General features: G+C 40.0%; 1 protein-coding gene. It reads left to right on the forward strand.

The window, feature by feature from the left end; genetic code table 11:
• A partial coding sequence (locus tag FN808_RS19050) for a PAS domain S-box protein (RefSeq protein ID WP_185958498.1) occupies nt 1-1,819 on the forward strand: 1,819 nt, incomplete at both ends.

Genomic DNA, 1,819 nt, shown 5'->3' on the forward strand with positions numbered 1-1,819 from the left:
ACCTCTGACTTTGTAGGTTTGGTCGATACAGAAGGCAATATTCATTATATGAATCCATCGGGACGAAAGATGCTCGGTCTGACGGATAATCAGGATATTATTGGCACAAACCTTGCTAAATTTCATCCTGAGGATACCATTCGGTTTTTACAAAATGAGGTTCTTCCAAAAGCTACTGAGGAAGGCGTATGGAAAGGAGAGCTTACTTTTCAAACAGCCAAGGGAAAAAATATTCCAACCTCAACGGTAATGACGGCTCATAAAGACACTTCTGGTAAGATAGAATATTTTTCCACTATAAGTCGGGATATCAGCGAGGAAAAACGGACCCTTGCTACGCTTGAAAAAGAGCAACATAAGCTGGAATTAGCGATGCTTGCAGGAGATGTAGGATTCTGGCACTACCATCCCCCCAAAAGACATTTAGATATTAGTCATCGGTGGCTCCAAGAAAAGCTGGGATATAGTAAGTCAAGATTGCAAGATCCAGAAATTTGGTTAGAAATTATTCATAACGATGATCTCGAAAGAGTTCTTGAACATTTTAATCAAACGAAAAATGGGAATGCGAATATTTTTGAGGAAGACCTCAGGCTAAAAAAACAGGACGGCACCTATTTATGGATTCACTCCCGAGCGAAAGTTATTAGACGGGATCAAGCAAATGAAGTAAAGGAAATTAGTGGTATTCATGTAGATATTGACGAGCGGAAAAGAATAGAGCTCGAACTCCGTCAAGAACAAAGCCTCCAAAATCTATTACGTGATATTAGACATAATATCGAGCACTTTGAGAATATTGAGGAGGCATTAGAAGAAAGCCTTAAAAACATATGTGATTATATTAACTGGCCGTTTGCCCACATTTATACTTTTGATGAGGAGAAAGAGCTGTTGGAAACCGCCGGCGTTTGGCATCTCGAGGCATCTAATAAGACTCCTTTTGTGGAAGCATCCCTAAAAACAACCTTTTACCCTGGAGAGGGACTTGTGGGAAAGGTATATGACGAAAATATTCCCTACTGGGTAAAGACACTTCAGGAATTTCCTGATTATAAAAGAAGAAAATCTGTTGCCGAGGTATTCTCATCATGCATTTGTATTCCTGTAAAGGGAGATCCATCAGCTGTTATTGAATTTTATCACAGTGAATCGGTAGATCGAGACCAACAGGTATTGAATCACTTAATGGTTATTGCTAAACAGCTTGGATACCTGTTGGAACGCCGAAAATCACGAAAAGAGATTGCAGATCGTGAACGTAAGTTTCGATACCTGGCTGAAAATGCTACCGACAAAGTGGCTATTTATGATGCCGAAGCGAACTGCGTTTACGCTTCCCCCTCTACGGAAACTTTATTGGGTTATACACCTGAGGAATATCTGGAAAAAGATATTATTGGTTTAGTGCATCCTGATGATAGGCCTGCCATCAGAACCAACATTACTGCTCTTTTGGAAGGCAAGGGAAAAGAGCGGATTACGTATCGGCTGAAACACAAGGATGGTCATTATATATGGGTTGAAAACAATCTAAATCCTCTCTACGACAAGGATGGAAGCGTTATAGAAATCCATTCAGCGGCCCGTGATATTTCAGATCGGGTTAAATACCAACAAGATCTTCAGTATGAGAAAGAATTTACTGACAAAGCGTTAAACAGTCTTCCCGGACTGTTTTATGTATTAGATAAAGACGGAAACTATGTACGTCTGAATGAAGGGTTTGTAGAAGAGGTTGGTTATACGAGGGAAGAAATTAAGCAAATGAACCCGCTGGAATTTTACCATGAAGAAGATCATCAGCGAATTTCAGAAG

Source organism: Fodinibius sediminis (assembly GCF_900182555.1).
Classification (GTDB): Bacteria; Bacteroidota; Rhodothermia; order Balneolales; family Balneolaceae; genus Fodinibius; species Fodinibius sediminis.